General features: G+C 48.5%; 20 protein-coding genes, 3 pseudogenes and 1 other annotated feature. Of the genes and pseudogenes, 5 read left to right on the top strand and 18 right to left on the bottom strand.

From position 1 onward, the window contains the following. From DES54_RS07770 to DES54_RS07760, 3 genes and pseudogenes are all read left to right on the top strand, one after another. Entirely contained in the window at positions 1–1,290 is a 1,290-nt protein-coding gene (locus DES54_RS07770; protein WP_113866159.1) for an ABC transporter substrate-binding protein, read from the top strand. Between the two features lie 243 nt (positions 1,291–1,533). Then, positions 1,534–2,250, top strand: a complete 717-nt coding sequence (locus DES54_RS07765) for an oligogalacturonate-specific porin KdgM family protein (RefSeq protein WP_113866157.1) — start codon at positions 1,534–1,536, stop codon at positions 2,248–2,250. A gap of 409 nt (positions 2,251–2,659) precedes the next feature. Then, a pseudogene (locus DES54_RS07760) lies at positions 2,660–4,016 on the top strand (L-cystine transporter). A 108-nt stretch (positions 4,017–4,124) separates the two neighbouring features. On the opposite strand, the gene osmE reads toward DES54_RS07760, so the two are convergent. Further along, positions 4,125–4,457, bottom strand: coding sequence for an osmotically-inducible lipoprotein OsmE (gene osmE / locus DES54_RS07755; protein WP_113866155.1), 333 nt, complete (start codon positions 4,455–4,457; stop codon positions 4,125–4,127). A 227-nt stretch (positions 4,458–4,684) separates the two neighbouring features. On the opposite strand from osmE, the gene nadE reads away from it, so the two are divergent. Both nadE and DES54_RS07745 read left to right on the top strand, forming a co-directional pair. Then, positions 4,685–5,509 carry an NAD(+) synthase gene (gene nadE / locus DES54_RS07750; protein ID WP_113866153.1) on the top strand — a complete coding sequence of 275 codons (825 nt, stop codon included), beginning with the start codon at positions 4,685–4,687 and terminating at the stop codon, positions 5,507–5,509. Positions 5,510–5,705: 196 nt separating this feature from the next. Continuing rightward, entirely contained in the window at positions 5,706–7,424 is a 1,719-nt protein-coding gene (locus DES54_RS07745) for an ABC transporter ATP-binding protein (RefSeq protein WP_113866151.1), read from the top strand. A gap of 144 nt (positions 7,425–7,568) precedes the next feature. Here DES54_RS07745 and ihfA read toward each other — a convergent pair whose 3' ends face one another. The 17 genes and pseudogenes from ihfA to DES54_RS07665 form a co-directional block, all read right to left on the bottom strand. Then, positions 7,569–7,865 (bottom strand): integration host factor subunit alpha, encoded by a 297-nt coding sequence (gene ihfA / locus DES54_RS07740; protein ID WP_009112984.1) that lies wholly within the window; start codon positions 7,863–7,865, stop codon positions 7,569–7,571. Positions 7,866–7,869: 4 nt separating this feature from the next. Then, positions 7,870–10,257: a phenylalanine--tRNA ligase subunit beta gene (pheT, locus tag DES54_RS07735; RefSeq protein ID WP_113866149.1), complete on the bottom strand. Its 2,388-nt coding sequence runs from the start codon at positions 10,255–10,257 to the stop codon at positions 7,870–7,872. A 15-nt stretch (positions 10,258–10,272) separates the two neighbouring features. After that, positions 10,273–11,256 (bottom strand): phenylalanine--tRNA ligase subunit alpha, encoded by a 984-nt coding sequence (gene pheS / locus DES54_RS07730; protein WP_113866147.1) that lies wholly within the window; start codon positions 11,254–11,256, stop codon positions 10,273–10,275. Positions 11,257–11,375: 119 nt separating this feature from the next. Next, positions 11,376–11,500 (bottom strand) — a sequence feature (Phe leader region). Next, positions 11,450–11,494: a pheST operon leader peptide PheM gene (pheM, locus tag DES54_RS18480; RefSeq protein WP_121514181.1), complete on the bottom strand. Its 45-nt coding sequence runs from the start codon at positions 11,492–11,494 to the stop codon at positions 11,450–11,452. It overlaps the preceding feature by 45 nt. A gap of 137 nt (positions 11,501–11,637) precedes the next feature. Beyond that, complete coding sequence (gene rplT, locus DES54_RS07725) at positions 11,638–11,994, bottom strand: 50S ribosomal protein L20 (protein WP_113866146.1); 357 nt, start codon at positions 11,992–11,994, stop codon at positions 11,638–11,640. A 42-nt stretch (positions 11,995–12,036) separates the two neighbouring features. Continuing rightward, a complete protein-coding gene (gene rpmI / locus DES54_RS07720) occupies positions 12,037–12,234 on the bottom strand; it encodes a 50S ribosomal protein L35 (protein ID WP_109054964.1) in 198 nt (65 codons plus the stop codon). A 98-nt stretch (positions 12,235–12,332) separates the two neighbouring features. Then, the gene (infC, locus tag DES54_RS07715) at positions 12,333–12,875 is read right to left on the bottom strand and encodes a translation initiation factor IF-3 (RefSeq protein ID WP_113866144.1); all 543 of its coding nucleotides are present in this window, start codon (positions 12,873–12,875) and stop codon (positions 12,333–12,335) included. 3 nt (positions 12,876–12,878) lie between these two features. Then, a complete protein-coding gene (gene thrS, locus DES54_RS07710) occupies positions 12,879–14,807 on the bottom strand; it encodes a threonine--tRNA ligase (protein ID WP_113866142.1) in 1,929 nt (642 codons plus the stop codon). Positions 14,808–15,130: 323 nt separating this feature from the next. Continuing rightward, positions 15,131–15,391, bottom strand: coding sequence for a YebO family protein (locus DES54_RS07705; protein ID WP_169050504.1), 261 nt, complete (start codon positions 15,389–15,391; stop codon positions 15,131–15,133). A 272-nt stretch (positions 15,392–15,663) separates the two neighbouring features. Further along, entirely contained in the window at positions 15,664–16,455 is a 792-nt protein-coding gene (kdgR, locus tag DES54_RS07700) for a DNA-binding transcriptional regulator KdgR (protein WP_113866132.1), read from the bottom strand. A gap of 215 nt (positions 16,456–16,670) precedes the next feature. Next, on the bottom strand, positions 16,671–17,837 hold the full coding sequence (gene ogl, locus DES54_RS07695; protein ID WP_113866130.1) for an oligogalacturonate lyase: 1,167 nt from the start codon (positions 17,835–17,837) through the stop codon (positions 16,671–16,673). A 274-nt stretch (positions 17,838–18,111) separates the two neighbouring features. Further along, the gene (htpX, locus tag DES54_RS07690; protein ID WP_113866128.1) at positions 18,112–18,993 is read right to left on the bottom strand and encodes a protease HtpX; all 882 of its coding nucleotides are present in this window, start codon (positions 18,991–18,993) and stop codon (positions 18,112–18,114) included. A gap of 214 nt (positions 18,994–19,207) precedes the next feature. Beyond that, the gene (locus tag DES54_RS07685; RefSeq protein WP_113866126.1) at positions 19,208–20,428 is read right to left on the bottom strand and encodes an L-lactate MFS transporter; all 1,221 of its coding nucleotides are present in this window, start codon (positions 20,426–20,428) and stop codon (positions 19,208–19,210) included. A gap of 183 nt (positions 20,429–20,611) precedes the next feature. Further along, positions 20,612–21,360 (bottom strand): annotated as a pseudogene (locus tag DES54_RS07680) (LytR/AlgR family response regulator transcription factor). Continuing rightward, positions 21,357–23,101, bottom strand: a pseudogene (locus DES54_RS07675) (LytS/YhcK type 5TM receptor domain-containing protein). The pseudogenes DES54_RS07680 and DES54_RS07675 overlap by 4 nt, the downstream one beginning before the upstream one ends. Before the next feature lie 274 nt (positions 23,102–23,375). Then, positions 23,376–25,550: a sensor domain-containing phosphodiesterase gene (locus DES54_RS07670; protein ID WP_113866124.1), complete on the bottom strand. Its 2,175-nt coding sequence runs from the start codon at positions 25,548–25,550 to the stop codon at positions 23,376–23,378. Positions 25,551–26,121: 571 nt separating this feature from the next. Beyond that, positions 26,122–26,379: a hypothetical protein gene (locus tag DES54_RS07665; protein WP_113866123.1), complete on the bottom strand. Its 258-nt coding sequence runs from the start codon at positions 26,377–26,379 to the stop codon at positions 26,122–26,124. Between the last annotated feature and the right edge of the window lie 190 nt (positions 26,380–26,569).

The following is a 26,569-nucleotide window of genomic DNA, read 5'->3' as shown; positions in this document are numbered from 1 at the left end:
ATGAAAAAAGCGATCCTACACACTCTGATAGCCTCATCACTAGCATTATTGGCGGCACCGTCGTTTGCTGCTGATCAGGTTGAATTAAGAATGTCCTGGTGGGGAGGCAATACCCGCCATCAACAGACACTCAAGGCGATTGAAGCGTTCCATCAGCAGTATCCCAATATCACCGTTAAAGCGGAGTACACCGGTTGGGACGGACACTTGTCTCGTCTGACGACGCAGATTGCCGGCAACACGGAACCTGACGTGATGCAGACCAACTGGAACTGGCTGCCGATTTTCTCTAAAAATGGCGATGGCTTCTACGATCTGAACAACGTTAAAGAGACGCTGGATCTGACCCAGTTCGACGCTAAAGAGCTTCAGGGGACGACCATCAATGGCAAGCTGAACGGTATTCCTGTTTCTGTTACCGCCCGTGTGTTTTATTTCAATACAGAAAGCTGGAAAAAAGCCGGTCTGGAATATCCGAAAACCTGGGATGAACTATTGAACGCCGGTAACGTATTCAAAGAAAAGCTGGGCGAGCAATACTACCCTGTAGTTCTGGAGCATCAGGACTCCCTGGCGTTGTTAAACTCTTACATGGTTCAGAAGTACAACATCCCGGCCATTGATGAGAAAAGTCAAAAATTCTCTTATACCGATGCGCAATGGGTGGAATTCTTCAGCATGTATAAGAAGTTGGTTGATAGTCACGTGATGCCTTCAGCGAAATACTATGCCTCTTTCGGCAAGAGTAATATGTATGAGATGAAACCGTGGATTAGCGGCGAGTGGAGCGGCACGTATATGTGGAACTCTACGATCACCAAGTATTCCGACAACCTGCAACCGCCGGCAAAACTGGCGTTAGGCGACTATCCTATGTTGCCGGGCGCCAAAGATGCCGGTCTGTTCTTTAAACCTGCACAAATGCTGTCAATTGGTAAATCAAGCAAACATCCTAAAGAAGCGTCTCTGCTGATTAACTTCCTGTTGAACAGCAAAGAAGGCGTTCAGGCGCTGGGATTAGAGCGCGGCGTGCCGTTAAGCAAGGCTGCGGTAGCCCAACTGACGGCTGACGGCGTTATTAAAGATGACTCCCCCGCAGTTTCTGGTCTGAATCTGGCGTTATCATTGCCGCATAGCATGAGCGTTTCACCTTATTTTGACGATCCGCAAATCGTGTCCCTATTTGGTGATGCCATTCAATCTATCGACTATGGTCAGAAATCGGTTGAAGAAACGGCGAAATACTTCCAGCGGCAGTCTGAACGTATTTTGAAACGGGCCATGAGATAATAAAATTATTATTCAAAGGTAATAAACCCTGCCACACCACTGGCAGGGATTTTCATTAAAATTAAAAAATGAATTATATTCAAACCGATCAAAATCACAATTTGAAACTGCATTTCATTTTTTATCCTCCAAGAAGATCAAGATCACAAAACAACATTTAAAAACAAATAAAATAGAGCGTGTTTCAAAAGCAACAATACGTCTTTCAAATTAAGCACTATCCTATCCACAGGAAATATAACAATGAAAATTAAATTATTAACTCTGGCTATTACTTCATTAATCAGTGTCAATGCATTGGCCGTCACAATTGATTATCGTCATGAAATGAAAGATACGCCGAAAAATGATCATCGCGACCGTTTATTAATTTCACACCGATTTGCCAATGGTTTTGGTCTGTCTGCTGAAGCTAAATGGCGCCAGGCAACCAATGACTCGACGCCGAATAAACCCTACCATGAGACGGTAAGTAACGGCACAGAAGTGGTTGCCAGCTATGTCTATAAAATCGACAAAACATTCTCTATTGAACCGGGATTTTCTTTAGATTCATCATCTAACTCCAACAATTATCGCCCTTATCTCCGGGGCCGCGCCGGAATTACAGATGACTTATCGGTATCGCTTCGCTACCGTCCTTATTATCAACGTTACAATAGCAGAGTGGGTACTACAAACCCGAACACCAAGGAAACCGGATATACTCTTACTGGTGTCGTCAGCTATAAATTCCTGAAGAAATTCCAGGTGAACTATGAACTGGAATACAAGAAAGCCAATCAAGCAGGACGTGTTCTTTATGACAACGAAAGCTATAATTTTGTACATAATGTGAAATTATCATACAGTATCGATAAAAACTGGAAGCCCTATACTGCCATTGGCAATGTAGAAGAAAGTGGTACATCCGACCATCGCCAAACACGTTTCCGTGTCGGTGTACAATATAACTTATGATAGCCTTAGAATTATTTAAATAACTCTTACCATTAGCAGTAATAAGGGATGCTATCTTTAATACATGCTTGCTGACATGTTTATTAAACGTTAAACACCTCTTTATTAAGGCCTCTCACTTCAGTGAAGTAAGTTATAAATTAGTTGGTTTTTTTTAGTATTTACTGTCTGTGTTGTCGTGTTATTAAAGCACTGTGTCTGATTTACCCTCTCCACGTATGAATATTATTTATTAATTTATCTTTTGCGGTTCGGGACGGTCATTTTTTCTCCGATGTAATGACTGTCCCATTTTTTTGTTCCGCTTATCGGCGACGCCCCAATAACAAACTTATAGCAGACCTGTTATCCTGTTACGGTTTATTACGACTGAAAAAGATAACGTTTATACAAACAAGGAGAAGTGGAGATGAATTTTCCGCTGCTATTCAATATATTGGCATTTGTCAGCCTGATGATCTTATTGGGTTACGCCGCAAGAAACCCGTCCTGGAGTCTGGCTAAAAAAGTATTGCTGGGGCTGGTGGCGGGGGTCGCATTTGGTCTGATATTGCACTTTATCTATGGTGAAAATACCGGGATTATCGGCCAGTCTATCGCCTGGTTCAATATTGTGGGCAATGGATACGTCCAACTTCTGCAAATGATTGTCATGCCGCTGGTTTTCGTTTCTATCCTCAACTCGGTGGCAAAACTGCATAATGCCTCGTCATTGGGCAAGATAAGCGTGCTGACGCTCTCCACGCTGCTGCTCACCACCCTGATTGCGGCACTGGTCGGCGTTTTCGTCACCAACCTGTTTGGCCTGACTGCCGCCGGGTTGGTACAAGGCGCGCAGGAAAGCGCCCGGCTGAGCGCCATTGAAAATAATTATGCGGGCAAAGTTACCGATCTTAACGTACCGCAACTGATCCTCTCCTTCATTCCCAAAAACCCATTCTTCGAATTAACCGGAGCCAATCCCACATCCATTATCAGCGTGGTTATTTTTGCGGCGTTCCTCGGTGTCGCGGCGTTGCAATTGCTGAAGGATGACAAAGAGAAAGGCGAACGCGTGCTGGTTGCAATTGATGCGCTGCAATCCTGGGTAATGAAGCTGGTTCGTCTGGTGATGAAGTTAACGCCTTACGGGGTGATGGCGCTAATGACCAAAATGGTCGCCAGTTCCAATCTGCAAGATATTCTCAAACTGGGCAGCTTTGTGGTGGCGTCCTATCTGGGGCTGGCGATCATGTTTGGCGTACATGCTCTGCTCCTGACCTTCACCGGAATCAATCCGTCTCGGTTCTTCCGTAAAGTCTGGCCGGTGCTGACGTTCGCCTTCACCAGCCGCTCCAGCGCCGCCACTATTCCCTTAAGCATCGAAGCGCAAACCCGCCGGATTGGTGTTCCTGATTCCATCGCCAGCTTTGCCGCCTCATTCGGCACCACTATCGGTCAGAATGGTTGCGCCGACGGTAGGAATCAATCCGCTCGATCCGGTCTGGATCGCCACGTTGGTCGGGATTGTTACCATCAGTTCCGCCGGCGTAGCCGGCGTTGGCGGCGGCGCAACGTTTGCCGCCCTGATTGTGTTGCCGGCGATGGGATTACCGATTACGCTGGTTGCCCTGCTGATTTCCATCGAACCCTTGATTGATATGGGACGCACCACGCTGAATGTCAGCGGTTCGATGACCGCCGGCACCGTGACCAGTCAGTTGCTCAAACAAACGGATAAAACGGTATTTGATTCGCAGGAAGATGCGAAACTGACGCACCGGTAAATGCGGATAAAACGCTAACCCGCGATTAAGCAAAAAATAATGCCGGAAAAGTAATTTTCCGGCATTGGATTGTAAATAACGTTGCATCAGATGATGCGGGACACCACTTTACCGTTGCGGGTTGGTGTCGTATGCCTGACAACTTTGGAAGCCCTTGTTGCGGACATACCCGTTCTCGTCATAACTGACAAAATAGCTCTGGGCCGTACCGTCACGATTCTTCAACACGTAATCGCTACAGGTGCCGGTGGCATTCACCATTCTTCGCTCCATACCACCCGAACCGGCAATCTGATGAACCTGCTGCTTCGTCATTCCCACCTTAACATCTTTCACTACCGGTTCATTTACATAACTCTCTGCTTTATTGTAGGCCGAACACCCAGAAAGAAAGACAGCTCCTGCCGCCACAATACACAACATTATACGATTATTTTTCATTTCATTACCTCATTGATTAATGGGTCCTGGATAAGACTAGATGGCAACTGGCACTTTTTCAAATGGCAGGCTGATGAAGTAACCACTTCATCGATAAAAGAAAGGTATCAGCCATAGATTAAACCATTGACAAAACGCTTGTCCTTTTTCTTCACGCCAATTCGTTTTACACTCTGATGATTGAAATAATTATTTCGCAGGATCAATAAGTTCAGGAGGGGGAGATTATGTCATTACAGTCAGACATCATCGCTGCACTGGGAGTCAAAAGCACCATCGACCCGATGAAAGAAATCCGCGTTAGCGTTGATTTTTTAAAGAATTATCTGAGCGCCCACCCATTTGTGAAATCGCTGGTATTGGGGCTGAGCGGAGGTCAGGATTCGACGTTAACAGGTAAACTTTGCCAAACGGCCATTACCGAAATGCGCAGTGAAACAGGCGATGAAAGTTATCAGTTTATTGCCGTGCGCCTGCCTTATGGCGTACAGGCCGATGAAGCCGACTGTCAGGACGCCATCGCGTTCATACAGCCTGACCGCGTGCTGACTGTTAATATCAAACCGGCGGTGGAAGCCAGTGAAGCTACGCTGAGGGCGATCGGTATTGAACTGTCCGATTTCGTCAAAGGTAATGAAAAAGCCCGTGAACGAATGAAAGCGCAATACAGCATCGCCGGCATGCATGCCGGACTGGTGGTGGGAACCGACCATGCTGCTGAAGCCGTGACGGGTTTCTTCACTAAATATGGCGATGGTGGAACAGATATCAACCCCATCTTCCGGTTGAACAAACGTCAAGGGAAAGCGCTCCTGCGGGAACTGGGCTGCCCTTCTCACCTTTACACCAAGGCGCCGACGGCAGATCTGGAGGAAGATCGGCCTTCACTGCCGGATGAAGTGGCGCTGGGCGTCACTTATGAAAAAATTGACGACTACCTTGAAGGTAAAAAAATCGATGCCAAAGATGCCGCGATTATTGAGAACTGGTATCGCAAAACTGAACATAAACGTCGGCCACCGGTAACGGTTTTCGACGATTTCTGGCGCTAAACTGGTTTTGATTCCCTCTGGCGGATGCTGGTCACGGCATCCGCCTTGCCCGTTTTAACGACATATAAGCACAACACCGCAAACTTGAAGATCATGCTCCAGTGCAATACATGTTGGGAATAGAAGGCCAGAATGCCGCTCAGCGCGATAACCTGTTATAGTGATCCCCCCATTAATTTAACGAAAAAATAACGTCATGTTACGGCGCTTCTTCTCTTATTACGCTCCTTACAAGGGGTTATTTGTACTGGATTTTGGCTGCGCCATTATCGCCGGGTTGCTTGAACTGGGTTTTCCGATGGCAATTAAAGCGTTCATTGATACGCTGCTGCCGGAACAGGACTGGTCATTGATTCTGCTGGCGTCAGTGGCGCTATTGGCCGTGTATTTACTGAATACCGGACTGATGGCCATTGTGAACTATTGGGGCCATGCGCTGGGCGTCGGCATCGAAACCGATATGCGTCGTCAGGCGTTTGAACACCTGCAAAAGTTGCCTTTTCGCTATTACGACAATATGAAAACCGGGCATATCATTACCCACGTCACCAAGGATTTGGAAGAAGTGGGAGAAATCGCCCATCACGGCCCGGAAGATCTCTTTATCGCCATTATGACCTTCATCGGCGCGTTTATTCTGATGGCCACCGTACATCTGCCTCTGGCTATGCTGACTGTCGTTATCGTCCCGTTTATGACGTTTCTGGTCAGTCGCTATGGTGCCCGCATGACCGACACCTGGCGTCAGTTGTTCGGTCAGGTCGGCAATTTCAACGCGCGTATTGAAGAAAGTGTTGGCGGCATTCGGGTAGTCAAGGCGTTCGCCAACGAAGCGCATGAGAAAAAACTGTTTTCCCATGACAATGAAAATTATCGCCGAACCAAACTTCAGGCCTACCGCATCATGACCGCCAGTTTGACGCTCAGCTACCTGAGCACTCGCCTGATTCAATTGATCGTCATGCTGGCGGGCATCTGGTATGTCATTAAAGGCGAACTTACCTACGGCGGTTTTGTTGGCTTCCTGTTGCTGATCGATGTGTTCTTCCGTCCGGTCGCTAAAATTACCTCGGTGCTGGAGAGCTACCCGAAAGGAATAGCCGGTTTCAAACGCTTTACACAACTGATCGATACCGTGCCGGAAATTGCAGACGCGCCCCATGCACGTGATGTCGGTACGCTCAAAGGCGATATCCGGTTCAATCAGGTTGGTTTTGGCTATTCGCCAGACCGCCCAATCATCCATAATGTTGACCTGTCGATTCGTGCGGGCGAAACGATCGCCTTTGTCGGGCCTTCCGGCGCGGGAAAAACCACGCTTTGTTCGCTGCTGCCTCGTTTTTATGATCTCACTAGCGGCAGCATCACTATCGATGGTATTGATATCCGCGACATGACGCAGACATCGCTACGCAGCCAGATCGGTATTGTTCAGCAGGATGTGTTTCTGTTTGGCGGCACCATTCGTGAAAATATTGCCTATGGCAAACTGGGCGCCGGCGATGACGAAATTATGCAGGCGGCGCGACGCGCCAGACTGGACGAACTGATTGAGAATCTGCCTGACGGACTGGATACCATCGTTGGCGAACGCGGCGTTAAATTGTCTGGCGGACAGAAACAGCGTTTATCCATTGCGCGGATTTTCCTGAAAAATCCACCGATTCTGATTCTGGATGAAGCCACCTCCGCCCTGGATAGCGCTACCGAGCAGGCGATTCAACAATCGCTCAGTGAACTTTCGGCGGGACGAACCACGCTGGTTATCGCCCATCGGCTGGCAACCATTCAGAATGCTGAACGCATTGTGGTGGTCGATAACGGCGGGATCATTGAGCAAGGCAGCCATCAGGCTTTAATCGCGCACCGAGGGATTTACGCCAGTTTGCATCAGGCACAGTTCAGACAAGCTTGATCCCCTTCGCGAGGAGGTTCGTGCCTCGCGTTTACGTTGATTCCGTACTGAACATGACGCCAATCACATAATGCATCAACGCTATTTAGGACAGATCAAACGCGTAAAAAAGGCCGCTTGCGCGGCCTTTTGGGTTTATCACGTTTACTCTTTGGGAGACGCGTTCTCTACCCTGCTTTTTAGCTTTTGCCCCGGACGGAACGTGACCACACGGCGCGCCGTAATCGGAATATCTTCGCCAGTTTTTGGGTTACGTCCCGGACGTTGGTTCTTGTCTCGCAAATCAAAATTGCCAAAACCGGACAATTTAACCTGCTCGCCATTTTCCAAAGCGCGACGAACTTCTTCAAAAAACAGCTCGACTAGCTCTTTGGCATCCCGTTTGCTCAGCCCAAGCTTCTCAAACAGGTATTCTGACATTTCAGCTTTAGTAAGCGCCATAGGTTCAATCCCTCAAGGATGCTTGGAATCGCTGTTTTAATGCTGCTACGCATTCTGCAACGGTAGCGGCAATTTCCTCTTCTGCCAGTGTACGAGAGGTATCTTGCAAGATCAGACTGATAGCCAGACTCTTATAACCATCCGCTACACCCTTACCTCGGTACACGTCAAATAAGTTTACGCCAACTAACTGATTTGCGCCAACTTTCTTACACTCGGCTAAAATATCGCCAGCAGACACGCTTTCGGCCACTACCACAGCGATGTCACGACGGTTTGTAGGGAAGCGGGAAATATCGCTCGCATCAGGCAGCACGCGGTCTGCGACCTTATCCCACAGTAATTCGAACACCACGGTGCGCCCGTTCAGATCCAGTTTACGCTCAAGCTCCGGGTGAATAACCCCAATAAATCCAATGCGTTCCCCGCAGAGATAAATAGCAGCACTTTGCCCTGGATGCAATGCCGGATTGCTTTCCGCTTTGAATTCGATGTCGGACAGTTTTCCGGTCAGCGCCAGAACAGCTTCCAAATCACCTTTTAAATCATAGAAGTCAACAGCCTGACGCGCCAGATCCCAATGCTCTTCGTAACGGGTGCCGGTAATCACGCCAGCCAGCATGAAATCCTGACGAATACCCAGGTCGGCGCTACTGTCAGGCACAAAACGTAAGCCGCTTTCAAACAGACGCAAGCGGCTCTGCTGGCGGTTCTGGTTGTACACCACCGCACCCAGCAACCCGCTCCACAAGGACAGACGCATGGCTGACATTTCCGCTGAAATCGGACTAGGCAGGTTCAACGCCTGTTCACCGGGATGGATCAGCGCCTGAATTTTCGGATCAACAAAACTGTAAGTAATTGCTTCCTGATAGCCATGATCGACCAATAACGTCTTGACGCGTTTGAGAGACAGCGTCGCTTCGCGGTGTGACGTCATGGTCAACGGCGCGAGCGTCGCGATGTTGGGAATGTTGTTGTAGCCGTAAATACGGGCGACTTCTTCAACCAGATCTTCTTCGATTTCCATATCGAAACGCCAGCTTGGTGCAACTGCCTGCCAGCCGGTAGCTGTTTTGGTCACTTTGCTGCCAAGACGCTGCAATATATCGGTCACCTGTTCATCGGCAATGACGTGACCAATCAGGCGATCCAGTTTTTCACGACGCAACGTAATCGTCGCCCGCGTGGGTAAATCCGCCGCGCTGGTCACATCCATGACCGGCCCAGCTTCACCGCCGCAAATGTCGATCAGCAGACGCGTGGCGCGTTCCATCGCCTTATGTTGTATCGCCGGATCAACACCACGCTCGTAACGATGTGAGGCATCGGTATGCAAACCATAGCGGCGCGCGCGTCCGGTAATGGACAACGGATTAAAATAAGCGCATTCCAGCAGAACATTCTGCGTGTCCTGATTCACGCCGGAATGCTCCCCGCCAAAAATACCGCCCAGCGCCAGCGCCTTCTGTTTATCGGCGATCACCAGCGTATCCGCATTCAGCTTCGCTTCATTGCCGTCCAGCAGCGTCAGCGTTTCGCCATCATGGGCCTGACGCACCACTATCCCGCCTTCCAGACGATCGAGATCGAACGCGTGCATCGGCTGACCTAGCTCCAGCAGGACATAGTTGGTGACATCAACCACCGGATCGATAGAACAAATGCCGCAACGCCGCAGTTTTTCACGCATCCACAAGGGCGTGGCGGCGTTGATGTCGATGCCTTTGACCACACGTCCCAGATAACGCGGGCAAGCTTGCGGGGCTTCGACCTGAATCGGGAACGCGTCCTGAATGGTGGCCGCGACGGGCTCAATTTCAGGTTCGCTCAGCGGTAATTGGTTCAGCACCGCCACATCGCGCGCCACGCCAATGATGCCAAGACAATCCGCACGATTTGGCGTAACGCTGATTTCAATGGTGTTGTCGTCCAGTTGCAGATATTGTCGAATATCCGTACCCATTGGCGCATCGAGCGGCAGTTCTATAATGCCGTTATGATCGTCAGAAATACCCAGTTCGGAGAATGAGCACAACATGCCTTCAGACGGCTCGCCACGCAGCTTGGCTGCTTTGATTTTGAAATCGCCCGGTAACACCGCGCCCACTGTCGCCACCGCCACTTTCAGCCCTTGACGACAGTTCGGCGCGCCGCAAACGATATCCAGCAGGCGATCGCCGCCCACATTCACTTTTGTTACCCGCAGTTTATCGGCGTTCGGATGTGGCGCGCACTCAACCACCTCTCCCACCACCACGCCGTGGAACGCGCCGGCCACCGGTTCAATACCATCAACCTCAAGGCCGGCCATGGTGATTTGTTCAGATAATGTATCGCTGTCAACTGCCGGGTTTACCCACTCGCGCAACCAGAGTTCACTGAATTTCATGATGATATTCCCGCCTTACTTAAACTGTTTGAGGAAACGCAGATCGTTTTCGAAGAATGCGCGCAAATCCGTGACACCGTAACGCAACATGGTCAACCGCTCCATGCCCATGCCAAAAGCAAAGCCGGAATAGACTTCAGGATCGATACCGACATTACGCAGCACATTCGGATGCACCATACCGCAACCCAGTACTTCCAGCCACTTGCCGTTCTTGCCCATCACATCGACTTCGGCGGACGGTTCGGTAAACGGGAAATAGGAAGGACGGAAACGAACCTGTAAATCTTCCTCAAAGAAGTTACGCAGGAAATCATGCAGCGTTCCCTTCAGGTTGGTGAAACGGATGTTTTTATCTACAATCAGCCCTTCCATCTGATGGAACATGGGTGTGTGTGTCTGGTCGTAATCATTACGATATACGCGACCAGGCGCAATAATGCGGATTGGCGGCTGCTGGTTTTCCATGGTGCGAATTTGCACGCCGGAGGTTTGTGTGCGCAGCAAACGCTTAGCATCGAACCAGAAAGTATCGTGGTCGGCACGAGCCGGATGGTGGCCCGGAATGTTCAGGGCATCAAAGTTATGGTAATCATCTTCAATTTCCGGCCCCGTTGCGACGGAGAAACCTAACTCGCCAAAAAATGTTTCAATACGATCGATGGTGCGGGTGACCGGATGCAAACCGCCGTTTTCAATGGTACGACCGGGCAACGAGACATCTATGGTTTCTTGCGCGAGTCTGGCGTTCAACTCTACCGACTCCAGCATCTGCTTGCGCGTATTCAGCGCTTCCTGCACGTTCTGCTTGGCCTGATTAATGACCGCACCCGCGGCTGGACGCTCTTCAGCCGGCAGATCGCGCAGCGAGGTCATCTGAAGGGTTAAGTGACCTTTTTTGCCAAGATATTCAACACGCACGTTTTCCAATGCGGTAATGTCCCCGGCCTCTTCTATAGCTGTTCTGGCTTTGGCAACCAGTTCTGCGAGATGTGGCATCGTATTCCTCTTCTTGTGCCTGTATGACCAACCGTCATGATTAAAATTATGGTATCAATGACCTTCTCCGTTTCTTGCTATCTGAAGAAAAAGCATTGAAAAATCAGCATAATATTTCTAAAAAAAAAGCCTCCCACTGGGAGGCTTGAGCGCTACTTTTCGTTTCTTTTCTTACGCGCAAAGCCCCCTGAGTTCAGGCGCTAAAGTAAAAAAAGAAGCGGAAAATAGCAGTATGCATACTTGCGTTACCTTGTCATTTTATAAAACAGGAAATCGATTTATTGAAAAATGAGTCGCACAAATGTCAACTACAACCCATGATCTTACCAACATCAACCCCACAGACTAAAAGAGGGAGCCAGGCTCCCTCTTTTAACTGACTTATGCCAGAGCAGACTTCGCTTTTTCAACCAGTGCGCTGAACGCGACTTTGTCGAATACGGCGATATCAGCCAGGATCTTACGGTCAATTTCAATAGAGGCTTTTTTCAGGCCATTGATGAATTTGCTGTAAGACAAGCCATTTTGACGGGCTGCTGCGTTGATACGTGCAATCCACAACTGGCGGAATTGACGTTTACGTTGACGACGGTCGCGGTAAGCGTATTGACCAGCTTTGATAACTGCTTGAAAAGCGACACGATAAACGCGCGAACGGGCACCATAGTAACCTTTCGCTTGTTTCAGTATTTTTTTGTGACGTGCGCGAGCAACCACACCACGTTTTACGCGAGCCATATGCTCACTCCTAAAGTCTTATTCTAAATTCAAAAAGGTTACTTATGCGTAAGGCAGACATGCAACGACCAGGCCCAGATCCCCTTTGGAGACCATACCTTTCGGACGCAGATGACGTTTACGTTTAGTCGCTTTTTTGGTCAGAATATGACGCAGGTTAGCATGCTTACGCTTGAAACCACCTTTGGCGGTTTTTTTGAAGCGTTTAGCGGCGCCACGTACTGTTTTGATCTTTGGCATGTTAATTTCCACTTCGCATTGTTAATTACAACGAATCAGATAAGGCGAACAAAACCCGCACGGCGCATGCGCAGCGCGGGTTCAGTTACTTGAATGCCTTACTGTTTCTTCTTAGGTGCGAGCACCATGATCATCTGGCGGCCTTCAATCTTCGATGGGAAGGATTCAACCACCGCCAGTTCACTCAGATCGTCACGAACGCGATTAAGCATTTCGATACCGATCTGTTGGTGCGCCATTTCACGTCCGCGAAAACGCAGCGTGATTTTGGCTTTATCGCCGTCTTCCAGAAAGCGAATCAGGTTGCGTAGTTTGACCTGATAGTCGCCATCATCGGTACCAGGCCGGAATTTGATTTCCTTGACCTGAATAACTTTTTGCTTCTTCTTCTGTTCCTTTGTAGCCTTACTCTTCTCATAGAGGAACTTGCCGTAATCCATGATTCGGCAAACCGGCGGCTCGGCGTTCGGACTGATTTCAACTAAATCAACACCTGCTTCCTCGGCTTTTTCTAATGCTTCATTCAGACTGACAATACCAAGCTGTTCGCCTTCGACGCCAGTTAAGCGTACCTCGTGTGCGCGAATTTCTCTGTTGATGCGATTAGGACGCGCCGGTTGAACTCGTTTTCCGCCTTTAATACCTTATTCCTCCAATTGATGAAGACTACGGCTGCGAATCTCTTGTTGCAGCTTGCTAATTACATCGCTGACATCAAGGCTCCCCAGGTCTTTACCACGACGAGTACGGACAGCAACTTTTCCTGCTTCCACTTCTTTATCGCCACAGACCAACATATAGGGAACACGCCGTAAAGTGTGCTCGCGGATTTTAAAGCCTATCTTCTCATTTCTCAAGTCTGCTTTTACGCGAATGCCTGCTTCTTGCAGTTTTCTGGTCAATTCATTGACATAATCAGACTGGCTATCGGTGATATTCATAATCACCGCTTGTACCGGCGCCAACCAGGTTGGGAAGAACCCTGCGAATTCCTCGGTAAGAATGCCGATGAAACGCTCCATTGATCCCAGAATGGCGCGGTGAATCATTACCGGCACCTGACGTTCATTACTTTCCCCCACATAGGAGGCATTCAGGCGACCGGGTAAAGAAAAGTCGAGTTGCACCGTACCACACTGCCAGGCACGATCCAAACAATCATGTAAGGTAAATTCAATTTTTGGTCCGTAGAACGCCCCTTCACCTGGCTGATATTCAAATGGAATAGCATTTTCAGTCAGGGCGGCGGCCAAATCTTCCTCGGCGCGATCCCACATTTCATCGCTGCCGATACGTTTTTCAGGACGGGTAGACAGTTTCACCGCGATTTTTTCAAAACCGAAGGTGCTGTACACATCATACACCATTTTGATGCAACTATTGACTTCATCACGGACCTGCTCTTCTGTACAGAAGATATGCGCATCATCCTGAGTAAATCCGCGCACGCGCATTAATCCATGCAGGGAACCAGACGGTTCATTACGATGGCAGCTACCGAACTCGGCCATACGTAGCGGCAGATCGCGATAAGATTTCAATCCCTGATTGAAAATCTGTACGTGCCCCGGACAGTTCATCGGCTTAATGCTGTATTCACGGTTTTCAGATGACGTGGTGAACATCGCTTCTTTGTAGTTTTCCCAGTGTCCGGTTTTTTCCCACAGTACGCGGTCCATCATGAACGGGCCTTTCACTTCCTGATACTGATACGCTTTCAGCTTCATGCGAACAAATGCTTCCAGTTCACGGAAGATGGTCCAGCCATCGTTGTGCCAGAACACCATCCCTGGCGCTTCTTCCTGCATATGGTAAAGATCAAGCTGTTTACCAATCTTGCGGTGATCACGTTTGGCCGCTTCCTCAAGACGTTGCAGATAAGAAGCAAGCTGTTTTTTATCAGCCCAGGCTGTGCCGTAAATGCGTTGCAGCATTTTGTTTTTACTGTCGCCGCGCCAGTATGCGCCGGAGGTTTTCTGCAATTTGAAATGGTGGCAGAAACGCATGTTCGGTACGTGCGGACCACGGCACATATCGATATATTCCTGATGGTGGTACAGTCCAGGACGATCATCACGGCTGATGTTTTCGTCCAGAATAGCGACTTTATAGATCTCGCCGCGAGCGGCAAACGTATCACGCGCTTCCTGCCAACTGACTTTCTTTTTAATGACGTCATAGTCAGTGCCGGCAAGTTCATGCATCCGTTTTTCAAGCAGATCGATATCTTCCTGGGTCAGGGTGCGATCAATATCAACGTCGTAGTAAAAACCGTTATCGATAACCGGACCAATCGCCATCCTGGTATCCGGCCATAATTGCTTAATGGCATGGCCCAGTAAGTGAGCGCAGGAGTGACGAATAATCTCCAGACCCGCCTCATCTTTGGCGGTAATAATCGCCAACTGCGCGTCGGTTTCGATTTTGTCGCCGGCATCGATCAATTCACCATTAACACGACCCGCGATGCAGGCTTTCGCCAGACCGGGACCGATATCAAGGGCAACATCAAGGGGAGAAACAGCGTGATCGTAGTGACGCTGACTTCCATCAGGAAGGGTAATAACAGGCATTATAATTCCCTTATTTGCAGTGGTGACCCGCACGAAAGATCACATACAAAAACAATTTTCTTTAATTTCAAATGATTGACGGTTAAATCAGACCCACAATGTCAGATTGACCGACAAGTTGGCCCACAGCTTCTTTTATGTGAGCACATTCGGCCTAAACAGGCAGTCAGGATAATATCACCAAACTAGCCAGGGATAAACGAGCACTTGCCGCCAGGAACGCCAATAGATAAACCGACTAAACATGCGTTATTCATGTGGATTTGCGCACTGGCGCTCTGATTTGAAAAAAACTTTAGCCGAACGCGGGAGCGTGGCTGCAATCAACGTTCAGGGATGACGTTTTTAAATGCCAACGTGACATCGTCACTTTCCTGAAGATCCAGCGCATCATCTTCTGCCTTTTCTGCCGTTGCGCGGCGTGCCTCTTGCAGAAACCGCATTTTTAACAAATCCAGTTGCTGACGCTGTTGCTCAACAATTTTATGCAATAGCCTGATCTGCTCATTGGCCCGCACGCTCGCCCGGTTAATGAAAAACCAAACCAGCAGCGCCAACACCGCCAGCAGCGCGATAAAAACCATTTCTAATATGTTCACACACCCACTCCACTCAAAACCGCGTTATCCAAAACTTCGCTATTCAAACAATATGCTATTCAAACAACATGTTGTTCAAACAACACGACTCAAAATAACGCCACTCAAAACGAACCACCAAACAGGACAAGCAGCGAACCGTTATTGGCGGCACTCATCTTAACACCGGGCATCCGGCAAGTTCGATATCTCCTTTGTGTCATCGCATTGCATAAAAAAGCCTGTCGCAAGGACAGGCTGATTGACGGCGATCCTAATCAGAACGGATAATCGTGATATCCCATCTGCTCAGAAATGTTTCTGGCTGCGGTATGCAACATCTGAACGTATCCGTGTTTGTTTTCTTCAGAAAAACGGATCGTCGGGAATGAAATGCTCAGGCCGGCGATAACGACGCCGAAGCGATCAAAAACAGGCACCGCGATGCAACGCAATCCTTCTTCCTGCTCTTCATTATCTTCACCGTATCCTTGCTCGCGCACCAGATCCAACTGCGTTAACAGCGCATCAGCAGAACTCAGGGTATGCGGCGTACTACGGGTAAATTCGACAGCGGAAAGAATTTCATTCACCTCGTCTTTGTCGCGCCAGGCAAGCAGCACTTTACCGATAGCCGTACTGTATAAGGGATTACGGCGCCCAATGCGCGAGTACATGCGCAAGTTATACATTGAATCGATCTTGTGGATATAAACGATACTGTCTTCGTCCAGCGCGCCAAGGTGGATGGTTTCCCGCGTCAGCGCCGAAAGCTCGCGCATCTGTATATCCGCACTACGGATCAAATCGACATTCTGTAATGCCTTTGCGCCGAGCTCAAACAACTTCAGCGTCAATGAATATTTCTCTGATTCGCCTTCCTGCGCGACATACCCCAGGGATTTCATCGTCTGTAAAAACCGGTACACGGTACTTTTAGACATCATTACACGCTGAGAAAGTTCGGTAATGCCAATCTCCCGCTCTTCACCTAATGCCTGCAAAATACCAAAAACCTTTAAAACGGACGACACGGAATCGGGTTGTTTATCTAAATCTGCTATAGCCATCTCTGTCGTTACCCTACTCAGTCTTTGTTGTTTTAAAAAAAATAGAACAATGGTTTTAGTATAAAGGGAATACTTTGATTATGGCAATGGAGCAACGACGATAATCAAGTTACTTTGACAAATATCAGAGCCAGAACTTTCTTAATTAATAGGTTAATGAATTTATAGATAATAAACCGCGCCATAAATGTGACGACGCGGTTTATTAAGTATTATTACTGCCAGACTGACTCAGGGATCGTCGCCAGATATAGGGCGGGTTTGCCATCCACATCTGAGGTAAACAGAATTTGCTTATTGTCCGGGGTGAAAGAAGGATGCGGATGCGTTACCTGACGGTCGCCTTGCAGCACTTTCCAGGACGTATTGTGCTGCGCCACACGATGCTGCTTCCCGGTCCGCATATTAAATACATACAGGAAAGGATCGTTTTCAATCTTGTAGCCGCCGTCATCCTGTACATCGACCGGCGCATCTGAGCCGTCGCCCACCAGTAATGTCCCATCATAGTTGCTCATCAGATGAGAACAGGCGGGCATCGCCGTCAGTTGACGATCTTGCAAGGTGACCGGGTCAATGCTGCAAATATAACGGTTTGGATTTCCCTTATGATAAGAAACGTAGATCATCGCTGAACCATCCGGCACCCAGAATTCGTGGGTACAACTCTCGCCTTGCGCATGCTCTTTCACTTTACGCATGTTGCTGCCGTCTTCATTGATGAACCACATACGGGCGTCAACCAGATCGTGTGGCCCTTCATGACAGAAAGCAACGGTATTATCATCTCCCGGACGGTAGATCGGATGCCCAAGCCATTGATTTTCCTGGAGGATGGTGCGCGCCTCGCCCGTCGTCAAATCAACACGAATCAGACGGCAGCACGGATTGGTTAAGTAGAATGCCTGAAATTTTTTCCAATCTGTTAATGGTTTCCAGTCTTCTTTCCTGATTTCAATACCCACCATCTTGGTGCAATCAGAGTTCGCGACCCAGGTTCCGTAGCCCACCCAATCATCAGGAACCTGATAAAGGGTTTTCTCTTCCAGCGTTTCCAGATCGACGCGCATCAGGTTACGTCCATCCTTCACATAATACAGCGCATCATCATTCGGCGACAGAAAACCGCCGAAGGTATTATCTCCCTTCCCTTCGGTCAATTGCTGGGCTTCCCGCGTGTTCAGATCCAGCAGATAGTAGTTCCACGGCCCAGCAAATGCGCCGCCAAACAGCAGCTTACTGCCATCATTGCTGAAACATTTTTGATAAAAGTAATTGCGATGGCAAATGACATCTGGCGGGGTTAAACGCACAACGTCGGTGCCCGTCGTTGAATCCTGGTAGAAATGAAACGTCAGGGGAAACTTGTTACCTTTAGCCATCCGTAAATCCTTAGCGCTTATCATGAACAATTTGACCTCGCATGAGCGTAGCATCAGGAAAATCCGTGCTGCTGGTCATACTCCCTCACGCGAATTATCTGTTATATCGACATTATAGAAACAATGTTTCATTTTTCCGTGATCGTGGTTTTGTTTTATAAAACATTCTTTCCGTTTTGATGAACGGTGATCACGGCGGATAGCGGGATTTCATAAAGAAAAAGGCCCGAAATTCGGGCCTTTGGCAGGTAATAGCGATTATCAGAGAGAAACCTTATTTCAGGTAAGCCCCTGAGCGCAGCGCTTCAATACGCTTGTCCAGCGGCGGGTGCGACACAAATAACTCACTGAATGATTTGGATTTACCGTTGATACAGAACGCCATCATGCTGCTGGCTTCCTGCGGTTCGTAGCTGGTTTTCAGACGTTGCAGCGCGGCAATCATCTTTTCACGCCCTACCAACTTCGCGGAACCGGCATCCGCGTGGAACTCACGATAGCGAGAGAACCACATGGTTATGATGCTGGCCAGAATACCAAACACCAGTTCCAACACGGTCGCCACCGCAAAATAAACCAACGGGTTGCCGCTGCCGCTCTCGCCTTCATCACGGTTGCCGGACAGAAAGCCTGACGCCACCTGCGCGATCAAGCGTGAGATAAAGATAACAAAAGTATTCACGATACCTTGAATCAGCGTCATGGTGACCATATCACCATTGGAGATGTGGCTGATTTCATGCGCGATAACGGCTTCCGCTTCATCACGGCTCATGTTTTGCAGCAAGCCCGTGCTGACCGCAACCAGGGACGCATCACGACGCGCGCCGGTGGCGAAAGCGTTGATATCGGGCGCATGGTAAATCGCTACCTGAGGCATTGCGATCCCGGCTTGCTGTGATTGCGAACGGACAGTTTCCAGCAGCCAGCGCTCTGTTTCATTGCGTGGCTGTTCGATCACTTCACCACCAACCGATCGTAATGCCATCCATTTAGACATCAGCAGTGAAACAAACGCACCGCCGAAGCCGAACAGTCCGGCCATAATCATCAAGCCCTGGACACTGCTGGACTGAATTCCCGTCAGGCTGAGTACCAGCCCGAAAACCAACATCACCGCCAGGTTGGTGATCAGGAAAAGCGCAATACGCATCATAGAAGTCTGATTTCCTCTCGCAGAAAAATTAAAGTTTGCAACACTTACATCGTATGGGTTGTGGTGGCATTTTCAAGCATTCTTAACTTTTAAGTTACTAAATCCACATAACTTTACATTATCCACAGGACGTCGTTTCGCACCGCGGGAGAAAACGCGAAAACGGCGGGATAGCCCGCCGTTAATTGACGCCTTATTGCACTATTGCTGAAGATTACCGCGCATGCGCCATCATGGTGTTAAGTGAAGTTGCAGACGGATAGTATTTCGGCGGTTTAATCCACAGTGTTATCAGTAAAGAAATCGCCGACATAATGATAATCGCCATAAACGTGGCCTGAAAACCGCCCAGTTGCGCCGCGATAAACGAACCGGACAGTGCGCCGATGCCGAAACCCTGATAGATCACGCCATAATTTTTGCTGTGATTTTTCAGACCGAAGAAGTCGCCGACGATGGCCGGGAGAACCGTGATATTGCCGCCAAAACAGAAAGCGATAGCGCTCACGCAGATGAAGAACGTCACCGGATTGAGCGGCATAAAGGTCATCACCGATACGGCAAGGATGGTCGTAAACAAGGTAAATGTGATCACCCGCAAACGTCCGACATTATCGGAAAGCGAGCCTAACACGATACGGCCCACGGTGTTGAATATCGCAATGGCGGATACGGCATTAGCCGCGGTTTCCATATTCATCCCCGCCATCTGCACGCCGATATCTTTCACAATACCAATCAGGTACAACCCGCTCATACAGGCGGTGAAGAAAATAATAAACAGCAGATAGGATTCTTTGGTTGCCAGCATCTCGCTCAGCGAGAAATCATGCGCTTGTCTCTGATCGGCAGCCTTGTTAACCGGCGCCGCCGCAGGTTCTTTCAGCAGCAAGCTACCGATGATAATCATCGCCATCACGATAATACCCCAGTAGAGGAAGGCTGCCGACACGCCGACTTCGGCAATCAGGAAGCTATTAATGTACTTGAAGAGCAGGCTGCCCGTACCAAATGCCCCCACCGAGATACCGGCGATTAACCCTTTCCGCTCCGGGAACCATTTGATCAGGTTGGACAGCGTGGTGATGTAGGCCGTGCCATCGGCAAAGCCGACGACGAAGCACATCAGAATATAGATCATCATCAGGGAAGAACTGGCGGCGCTGGCCATCAGCCCTAACCCCAGCACGATCCCGGCGATCAGTGTCAGGCGGCGAATCCCGATCCGTTCCTGAAATTTCCCGGCAAAAAGCGTCGCCAGCGCCAGACAGAAACTGGTGATGGAAAATGTGGTCGCCACCGAACCCAGCGACCAGCCAAATTTATCCACCAGCGGTTGATTAAACAGGCTCCAGGTATAAATGGTCCCCAGTCCCATCTGGGCAATGATCGTGCCGACGACAATCAAACCTCGGTTTACAGGTTTCTCATTCATGGGTTTTCCCCTACATCAATATTGAGTCCGATGATCTCGGAATACGAAAAATATAAGCTGAGGCGAGGGAGAAAATGTCACCGGGAACACCGTCAGCTTATGGGCTGAGGCCAGTATACAAGCGGGCTGACAGTGTTTGTTCGAAACGGGAATGAGATGCCGGAAATGCGGAATGAAATGCCGTTAAAGACGCATCAATGACCTGAATTCTTTTACCTTGCTGCGGCTGACCGGCACTTCAAAATCCAAATCGTTCAGGCGCAGAATATAAGTATTGTTAAACCAGGGTACAATCTCACAAATTTTAGTCAGATTAACGCAATAAGAACGGTGACAACGGAAAAAAACGTTTCAGGTAAGCGGTTACAGAACTCGGTGATATTCATCGACATGATGAACGTTTCCCGCCGGGTATAAACCAGCGTGACTTTTTCCTGCGCCGCGGCGTAATAGATATTATTGATGTCCGTGACGATAATACGTTCATCTTTCATCAGATTAATCGTCTGTTGAGCACTCCGATGAGCGCTGATGCTATCTTCCGGTTCGATGGCCGCGGGTAACTGCCGCTGCCGCCATGCCGTTTCCAGTTTTTGCAGCATAGTCACAATACGAGACTCATGATAAGGCTTAAGGATATAGTCAAAAGCTTCCACTTCAAACGCTTCAACCGCATGTTCCTTATACGCCGTTATAAAGATGATATAAGGCTTATGAACATATTTGCTGATATTCTGCGCCAGCCAGACACCATCCAGCGACGGAATATTAATATCCAGAAAAATCGCATCCACCTTGTTGTGCTGTAGATATTTCAGCACATCCAATCCGTCGTCAAAGATGGCGTTAATGTCGATATTACTGTGCTGTTTGATGAGATAACTCAATTCTTGTTGAGCCAAAAACTCATCCTCGACAATAATGGCTTTCATCGTTCACCTCCTGATAAACTGGCTGTCGAATCCAATGCTTGTTCGCCGCTTCTCATTTCAGGCATCGCCGTCTGCGATATATCGACGCGTGGAATATAAAAATAGATTTCTGTTCCCGGTTCGAGACGACGAATATGCAGTCCCTCGCCGTAAAGCAAACGAACCCGATGGTGCACATTCAGCAAGCCAATTTTATTGCCCGGCATTTCATTCCTCGCTACCCGGTCCATCGTCTCCTGGCTGATGCCATGTCCGGTATCTTTCACCGCCACCAGCAATCGTTCGCCCAGATCTTTCACTAAAAGCACCACCGTCCCCTTACCGCGAAAAGGCTGAATACCATGCACAATGGCATTTTCAACCAACGGCTGAATTAACAGACTGGGGATCTTGTAGGTCAGATCGTCATCAATATCGTAGATAACCGTCAGTTTTGAACCAAACCTGGCCTGCTCAATCGCGATATAGTCACGGATCTGATAGAGCTCTTTTTTAATATCAATCAGCGAGTCATCATTCAGTTCCAGGTTATAACGCAAATAGCGGGATAAATTGATCACCAATTGGCGCGCGGTATCGGGATTTATTCGAATGGATGAAGAAATAGCATTCAGCGCATTAAAGAGAAAATGCGGGTTGATTTTACTTTGCAAAGCGCGTAGTTCCGCTTTATTCGCCATATCACGCGGTTGTTCCGTTCGGGAAACTTCAATCTGCGTTGACATAATTTGCGATAATCCCACAGCCATCACTCGCAATGAATAGGTAATTTTGTGCGCATGACAATAATAGATTTTCAGCGTTCCCGTTACCTGTCCATGTTCCCAGAGCGGAATAATAATCATCGAATGGATTTGCGGCGTCAGATGCTGTTCATCATTATTTTTGATAATAATTTTGCCATCTTTCATCGCCTGCTGCGTCATCGAACTGGTGATATCATGTTCAATCTGATATTTTTCCTCACCGACCCCCACATACGCCAGAATATGTTGGGTATTAGTGATCGCTTCTGCATCGGCATTGATTTCCGTGCGGATAATATTGCAGATGGATGCTAAGGAGTCATTATTGATATTGCGGAAATAAGGCAAGGTTTTCCGGGCGATATCCAGCGCGAGCTTTGCCTGTCGCGCGGCTATCACTTCTTTTTCATTGGCGACACTGTGCACCAGCAGCACGATCAACCCGATACAGACGGAACCCAAAATCATCGGCACCGCGATTTTGGAAACAATATCCAGCCCTAGTTCAATCGGCGTGGCCTAGGCAACCACCAGCAACATGGTAAGCGATTCGCACAGCATGCCGCCCAGAATCCCCATGCTCCATTGCTGCTTTTTTTTACTTTCTTATTAATATAACCGGCGGTCGCACCGGCAATAATGCTGGTGATTAGACAAGGGACGGATGTAATGCCATCAATATCAATCAGATATCGATGGACGCCAGCGATCACCCCGGTAGCTATCCCCACCCACGGCCCAAATAGAATACCGCCGGACATCACCGCAATAATGCGCACATTGACCAGCGAACCTTCAACATTGATGCCGGAATAAGTGCCAAACAGCGCGAATAACGAAAAAATAGCCGTGACGGTGACACGCTCTCGGGGCGAGTACTGTTCTTTTTGCAACAGTTGCCGAAATTGCCGCGTGCGCGTAAGCAAAAAAAGACAAATCAGCATCAGGGCTGCGCGATCAAATACCGCGAGCAACATCTCAAATATTCCGTGCACAGCGAATTCCGAAAACCAGAGCAACAAGGATTCACTATAGAAAATATGTGATCTACATTCCACTTTTTAGTACGGCGGAAGGGAATGCCAGCAATTGTTCACAAACGGCAGCACAGAGTACCTCTGGCGTTGTTGACAAGGAAAAGGTCACGAAACAGCAGCCGCATCAGCCTGATAAAAAACTGTTTGCGTTCTGACCGCTTCCTTACTCATCAGGCAGAATCGATCCGCAAATCGATATGCTCAGATGTTCTATGATCAAATGTACATTGGACTATTGCTTTATGGAGGGCGGAATATCAAGTTTCAGCAATCGGGTAAACTCGTCGGCGAGCATCGGACAGCCGAAGAGATATCCTTGCACCTCCTCACAGCCCTGGTTCCTCAGTAGTTCACATTGTTCCTGCGTTTCGACTCCTTCAGCAATTACCCCCAGTCCGAAGCTTTTTCCCAGGTAGAGGAGCGCGCGGACAATCGCCTCGTCAGTCGATGACTCGCACATGTTGCGCACAAACGTCTGATCAATCTTAAGCCTGGTCACCGGGTAGTTTTTCAACATGCTCAATGAGGCATAACCCGTGCCGTAATCATCAAACGCGATCCCGATCCCCGCATTTCGCAGCGTATTCAGGGGCTTCAACACACTTTCATCGAAGCGTAGAATGATGTTTTCCGTTATTTCCAATTCCAGCGAACTGGGTGGTAATCCGGTTTCCGCCAGCACATCGGTGATCTTCTGCACCAAAATATCGGAACGAAACTGTACGCTAAACAGATTAATGCTGATGCGAAAATGAGTGGCGCCTGCATTGTACCACCGAGCGGCTTGTTCGCAGGCGGTTTTGACCACCCAATCCCCTACCCGCCCGGCCCAGGCGCCATACTCCAATGCGGCAAGAAACTCACCCGGCGCTAATAAGCCTCTTGTGGGGTGACGCCATCGCAATAGCGCTTCCGCACCGACGATCTCATTGTTCAACAGATTCACCTGCGGCTGATAAAACAACTCAAACTCATGTTGCGCGTAGGCGCGCACGAGTTCCTGTTGAAAAGCATACCTTGCCTGAAAAATTTCACGCAGTTCCTGGGTAAACAGCCGATGGCAGTTCTTGCCTTCCGTTTTGGCCTGATAAAGCGCCAGATCGACGCTTGTCAACAATTCCTGTACCGTGGTGCCATGTTTCGGCGCCAGTACAATCCCGATACTGGCGCTGATATTGATTTGGTGATCATCAACAAAAATGGCTTGCGAAATGTCATGAATAATTTTTTTCGCAAAATCGGCTATCGCCAGTTGGTCATTCAGCCCCGGAAACAACAGGGCAAATTCATCGCCGCCCATACGAGCAATCACATCGCCAGGCCGAACAATGGCCAGAAGCGTCTTCGCGACACTAACCAGGATATGGTCGCCGTAGGCATGACCCAGACTATCGTTCACATCCTTGAAACCATCGAGATCGATCATCATCACACAGGCGGTGGCATTGTTCTTCAGCGCCTGCTCCAGATTGGAAGACAACAGTGAGCGGTTTGCCAACCCGGTGAGCGGATCCATATGCGCCAGCAGGAACAGGCGCTCTTCATTACGTCGGCGCTCAGTAATATCGCGCATGATCACGCCATAACTGACGGTGGAATCCTCTTTCCACATGGAAACCGACACTTCGACCAGCATCGAGGCACCACTTTTCGCCCGGACATTCAATTCCAACATGATACCTTTGGTCAGCGCCTGCCGATCGGCAATCAGTTGATCCAACTGCGAGATATCCTCTTCGGCGACAAGGTTATGAATATGCGAACCGATGATTTCATCGACCGTGTAGCCAAGCAATTTTTGCGCAGCCGGATTCCAGAAGGTAATAGCGCCGTGACCCTCTACGCAAATAATAATGTCCGGCGAGGTGTTGGCAATATTTTCAAACCGAACCTTACTGGCCTTGCGCGCCAGATCAAGGCGCCGCATTTCCAGCTTATCCATAACCAATGCGGCCAAATCCTGCAAGTTATGTCTATCTCTGGCGCTGAGCTTAAGATGCGGTTTGACGTCAACAATACAAAGCGTACCAATCGCATGACCTGTCAGCGTCCTTAACGGGATAGCTGCATAAAAACGGATATGAGGCGTGCCTGTCACGAACGGGTTATGTTTAAAGCGGGGATCTTCAAGGGCGTCAGGCACCACCATAATTCTCTTTTTCAAAATCGCATAGGGACAAAAAGAGAGTTCTCTTGGCGTGTCATAAAAAGGCATGCCAAGGCTGGCAACAAATAGCTGTCGTTCTGATTCCAGTAGGGAAACCCAAACGACAGGCATATTAAAAACATTTGCCGCCAGATTAATCAAATTGTCAAGATCGGTATCAAATAAATAATTGTTGATGCCATACTCTTGAAGAGCAGCAAGACGGGCAGTTTCATCTTTGCCTATTGGGGCCGGGCTCATAGGTTCCCCCTGCATATCAATCGTATTCAGATTAAAAGAATTAGAAATCTAATTAGTCACCGCATGTAATAATTTCAATACGAACCGTCAACTAACGCCGACAAGCAGAAAAATGAGCAACATTCTCATTTTCAGAGCAGTAAATCCCTATGGCTGAGAATAATTATGGCAAAAGATCCTAAGTCTACCACCCCTTAACACAGACAATAGTTGCGGTTAAAACATCAAGATCTTTTGATAGTGTTGCTCAGCAGAAAGCACTGAGCTCAACAGACGCAGGACGACGTCACCAGATGAAGTGATTTGATTTCAAATCCGAAATACTTTTATACAGGATAAAATCGCCTGCCGTTCATTTGCGCCGACAGGTATTTTGGATCGATTAATGCGGTCGCCATCGCTGGAAAAAATACTTAATCCTATATCTTTTATGCAGATAGCCAGGGGTTTGTTCGTACCGATGCGATTACGAAATAGAAGGGAAAAGCGCAATCTCGTATTTATTGACAACTAAACATTCAAGGTCAGCATATTCATTCACATAACAAATAATATGCTAACCACAATATCATCAAGCAGGAAAATAGCTTATCGAATGTTCCGGCGTATCGTTTTTTGCCTTGATAATTAAATCCCAATCCCCGGTATACGGAACCGTCAAATAAATCTCATTTTCCGCACTGACGCTTATCATATCCGGCATGGCGGTTTGATTCTGGCCGTGTTCCCCCTGGTCGCCACTAACCATTTGAAGTTCAAATACATTCGAACACCGTACAATTACTGTATCACCGCCAAAAAGACTCAAACACGTGCGAATTACAGACATACATCCTCCCCGGCATACCGCCACTAAATAGCTGTTCCAAATAGTAGATCACTTTGAGGGAACTCAGTCCGAGTTGAGCGATCTGATCAATCGCTAAAAATCACAAATCACCAACCGGACTGAGCGATGCCGATCATAGCACCAATACCCCGTACCGAACGACGTCGGATGCAGAAAACCATCCATAAAA

This window comes from Brenneria salicis ATCC 15712 = DSM 30166, from assembly GCF_003315515.1.
Classification (GTDB): Bacteria; Pseudomonadota; Gammaproteobacteria; order Enterobacterales; family Enterobacteriaceae; genus Brenneria; species Brenneria salicis.
The sequence above is the reverse complement of the archived record's forward strand: the minus strand, read 5'-3'. Positions and strand labels throughout refer to the sequence as shown.